The organism is Roseateles sp. P5_E11 (assembly GCF_054049355.1).
The window spans coordinates 1-3,594 of sequence record NZ_JBFUMO010000581.1 but is presented as its reverse complement, the minus strand read 5'-3'; the positions used below and the strand labels follow the sequence as shown (position 1 = coordinate 3,594).

Annotated in this window: 3 protein-coding genes; 1 reads left to right on the top strand and 2 read right to left on the bottom strand. The window is 67.9% G+C overall.

The window, feature by feature from the left end; translation table 11 throughout:
• Together ACXJKR_RS27330 and ACXJKR_RS27325 are read right to left on the bottom strand one after the other, a co-directional pair.
• The coding region (locus ACXJKR_RS27330) for a hypothetical protein (RefSeq protein ID WP_457325504.1) at positions 1-583 on the bottom strand (583 nt) is incomplete at its 3' end.
• A gap of 80 nt (positions 584-663) precedes the next feature.
• The gene (locus tag ACXJKR_RS27325) at positions 664-2,187 is read right to left on the bottom strand and encodes a tryptophan halogenase family protein (RefSeq protein WP_457325503.1); all 1,524 of its coding nucleotides are present in this window, start codon (positions 2,185-2,187) and stop codon (positions 664-666) included.
• 172 nt (positions 2,188-2,359) lie between these two features.
• Between ACXJKR_RS27325 and ACXJKR_RS27320 the strand changes: the two genes are divergently transcribed.
• Positions 2,360-3,592, top strand: coding sequence for an ROK family protein (locus ACXJKR_RS27320; RefSeq protein ID WP_457325502.1), 1,233 nt, complete (start codon positions 2,360-2,362; stop codon positions 3,590-3,592).
• Positions 3,593-3,594: the final 2 nt, after the last annotated feature.

Below are 3,594 nucleotides of genomic sequence, written 5' to 3'. Positions count from 1 at the left end.
GCTCGCAGGCGGTGCCGCCGTCCTTGTTGGTGTTCTCGACGATCTGGCCGTTCTTGACCCAGGGCGTGAAGCGCTCGCCCAGGCCGTAGACGTTCTCGCCCACGCCCAGCGACAGCTGGTCGTGGACGTGGTGGCGCACCAGGCCGTCCTTGCCGGCCCACTGGATGAAGCCCAGGCCGCGCCAGTCGCTCTTGGTCAGCACGCGGTCGCCCTCGCGGAAGGTCAGGCTCCAGCCTTCGCCCTTTTTGACGTCGACAGAAATCGCGCCCGAGGTCAGCGTGGCCTGGGTGTCGCCGTTGTCGATCTGCACTGGATGCTTGCCAGCGCCGGGCATGGGGATGTGCAGGCGCGGCGCGCTCGACGCGGCGTAGTGCTCGACGCTGACGCGGACGACGCCGGGCAACGGCGAGCTCAGCGTCACGGTGAGCGTGGGGCCTTGCAGCGTGTCGCCGCGGTGCTTGATGGGGCGGGTCGTGGCGAGCACGACCAGGCGGTCTTCGTGGACTTCGATCGCATAGGCCTCGGCCGCGTAATGTGCGGCCACGCCCGGCTGATGCATCCACTGTCCGTCAGTGAACTTCATGATGAATCAATCTTCCTTGTTGTCTCCGGTCGGCCGGCAGGTGTGCCGGCCCCTCTTGCTTGGTTGGTCTGTCGGGTCTCCTAGGCTGAAGGCGCCTTGACGTGGCGCGCGACGTAGTCGCCGTGCTCGGGCATGCCGCCCACGGTGTGTGTGATGGCCTGGCGCAGGCGCACGAAGTGCTGCAGCAGGGCCTCGGGGTCGATGTGGTCGACGAACGGGTCGTAGCTCTCGGGCCGCAGGCCCAGGCCGAAGAAGAGCGACACCCACGACGGCTCGGCAAAGCCGTCGGGGTCGAGGATGGCAACACGGCCCGCGCTGCGAAAGAGCTCGATCTGGTGGGCCAGCGTGTCCGGGATCGGCATGGCCGCGCAGTAGCGCCACAGCTCGGCGTCGCGTCGGTCGGTCAGCTTGTAGTGCAGCACGATGAAGTCGCGGATGGACTCGTACTGCAGGGCCATGCGCCGGTTGAACTCGGCCGCCAGGTGGGGCTTGAACTGCCTGTCCGGGAAGAACTGGATGAGGCGGCCGACGCCGTCCATGATGAGCTGGATGCTGGTCGACTCCAGCGGTTCCAGAAAGCCTGAAGCCAGGCCGATGGCGACAACATTCTTGACCCAGCCCTGCTTGCGCCGGCCAGTGGTGAAGCGCAGTTGGCGCGGCGTGTCCAGCGCCTTGCTGTCCAGCCCGGCCAGCAGCGTGCTGGCGGCTTCATCGTCACTGATGAACTGGCTGCAATAGACATGGCCATTGCCGGTGCGGTGCTGCAGCGGAATGCGCCACTGCCAGCCCGCCGCCTTGGCGGTCGACATCGTGTAGGGCGTCAGCGGCTCGACACGCTCGCTCGGCACGGCCTGGGCGCTGTTGCAGGGCAGCAGCGCGCTCCAGTCCTCGAAGGGCGATTGCATCGCGCCGCCGATCAGCAAGGCGCGAAAGCCCKAGCAATCGATGAAGAGGTCGCCATCGATGCGGCGGCCGTCCTTGAGCTTGACCGCAGCAACGAAGCCGTCCCCGGGGCGCAGCTCGACATCGACGATCAGCCCTTCAATGCGCTGGGCACCGCGCGCCATCGCGTACTCGCGCAGAAAGGCGGCGTACAGGCCGGCGTCGAAGTGGTAGGCGAAGGAATAGGCATTGGCCGCCGACGGCGCCCCGCCCTCGGGGGGCGTGAAGCGGTTGCGCCTGGCCATGACGGTGGACGTTGACCAGTCCTCGTAGCTGGGCAGCCCGTCGACCTGGCGCTGCAAGCGCAGCCAGTGCTGCCAGGGCGCGCGCGCGTCGATGGCCGGGCCGAAGTCCCCGAAACCATGGAAGAAGCGATGGCCGACGTGGCCCCAGTCGCGGAACTCGATGCCGAGCTTGAAGCTGCCCTGGGTGCGCTTGACGAACTCGGCGCCGTCCAGGCCCAAAGTTTGGTTGTAGGCGCGGATGGGCGGCAGCGTGGCCTCGCCGACGCCGATGGTGCCGATGTCGGGCGACTCGATCAGCACGATCTCGCAGGCGCCCTGGCCGGCCTGCGCAAAGCGCTGAGCCAGCGGCGCAGCCGCCATCCAGCCGGCGGTGCCGCCGCCAACGATGACGATCTTGCGGATGGAGGGATCGGACATGGCTGTCTCTGGGCCAGTTTTTATGGAGCCTCACCACAGGACCGGCGGGCGGCGCGATCTTCGGCGAGTCGGGCTGTGTCGCGCTAGGGGCTTTTACCGTATTTACTTCGTACGACGGCCGAACTAATATGGCACCAAGCCCGTCATAAGCATGGGCAGGACTAGGAGACAAATGCAGGCCGAAGCCGCAAGCAGCCAACAGCTGCTCAAGGTCATCAATCGCATGGCGCTGGTGCGACATCTCTGTGCCAATCCGGGGCTGTCGCGTGCCGACCTGGCCGTTGCCGTCGGCTTGACGAAGTCCACTGTCAGCCTGCTGGTGCGCGAACTGATTCTTGAAGGCTGGCTGGCCGAACGCGAGGTCGTCGCGACCGGCGACCTGGGCCGCCGCCCCACCCCCCTCTTCATCGATCCCGCCCGGCTGGTGCTGCTCGGCGCCGAGGTCGGCATCGAATCCGTGCGCGTCGTCGCCACCTCGCTGACCGGCGAGGTGCTGGCCTGGACCGTCGCCCACTACAGCGCCAACCGCACAGCCAAGGCCTGCATCGCCAGCCTCGCCACGGCGCTGCTCAAGCTGCGCAAGCAGCTGGATGCCGGCCAGCAGATCCTGGGCATCGGCGTGGGCCTGCCCGGTGGCGTCAACGAGGCGCGCGGCGTGCTGCACTTCGCGCCCAACCTGGGCTGGCGCGATATTCCCTTTGGTGCCCTGCTCAGCGAAAAGCTGCAAGACACTTCGCTCGCTGGCGTACCCCTCTTCATACAGAACGAAGCCGATGTGGCGGCCCTGGGCGAAATGGAGTTCAACTCCGCGCCGACGTCGGACCCGCTGCTGTATGTGTCCATCAACCAGGGCCTGGGCGCCGGCGTCATCGTCGGCGACCGCCTGCTCACCGGCAGCCGCGGTTTCGCCGGTGAGGTGGGCCACATGGTGCTGCAGCTCAACGGGCCACGCTGCTCCTGCGGCCGACGCGGCTGCGCCGAAGCATTGATCGCGACGCGCGCCATGCTCGGCGGCAGTGAGGATGGCACGACACTGCGCTCGCTGGCCGAAGTACGCGCCCATCTCGTCGACGAGGACGCGCACACGCTGAAGGCCGTGAGTTCCGCCGGCCGCTATCTCGGCGTGCTGCTGCAGAACCTGGCCACCGCCTACGACCCCGCCTGCATCGTGCTGGGCGGTTCGGTCGTCGAACTGGGCGAGCCCTTCCTGAAGCCAGCGCTGGACACGCTGCTCGACTACGCCGCAGCGGCCAGCCTGCCACCGCCGAGCGTGCGCACCTCGCTGTTCGGCGCCAATGCCGTCGCCGTCGGCGCGGCCGCGCTGGCCCGCTACCGCCTGACCCGGCCTACCCTGCCCGGCGCGGTGACGGCTGTGGGCGAGAGCATCAGCGAGGAGTCCGCTTGATG

Coding starts and splice junctions, on each gene's coding strand:
- ACXJKR_RS27320 (WP_457325502.1), top strand. CDS start 2,360: ATGCAGGCCGAAGCCGCAAGCAGCCAACAGCTGCTCAAGGTCATCAAT.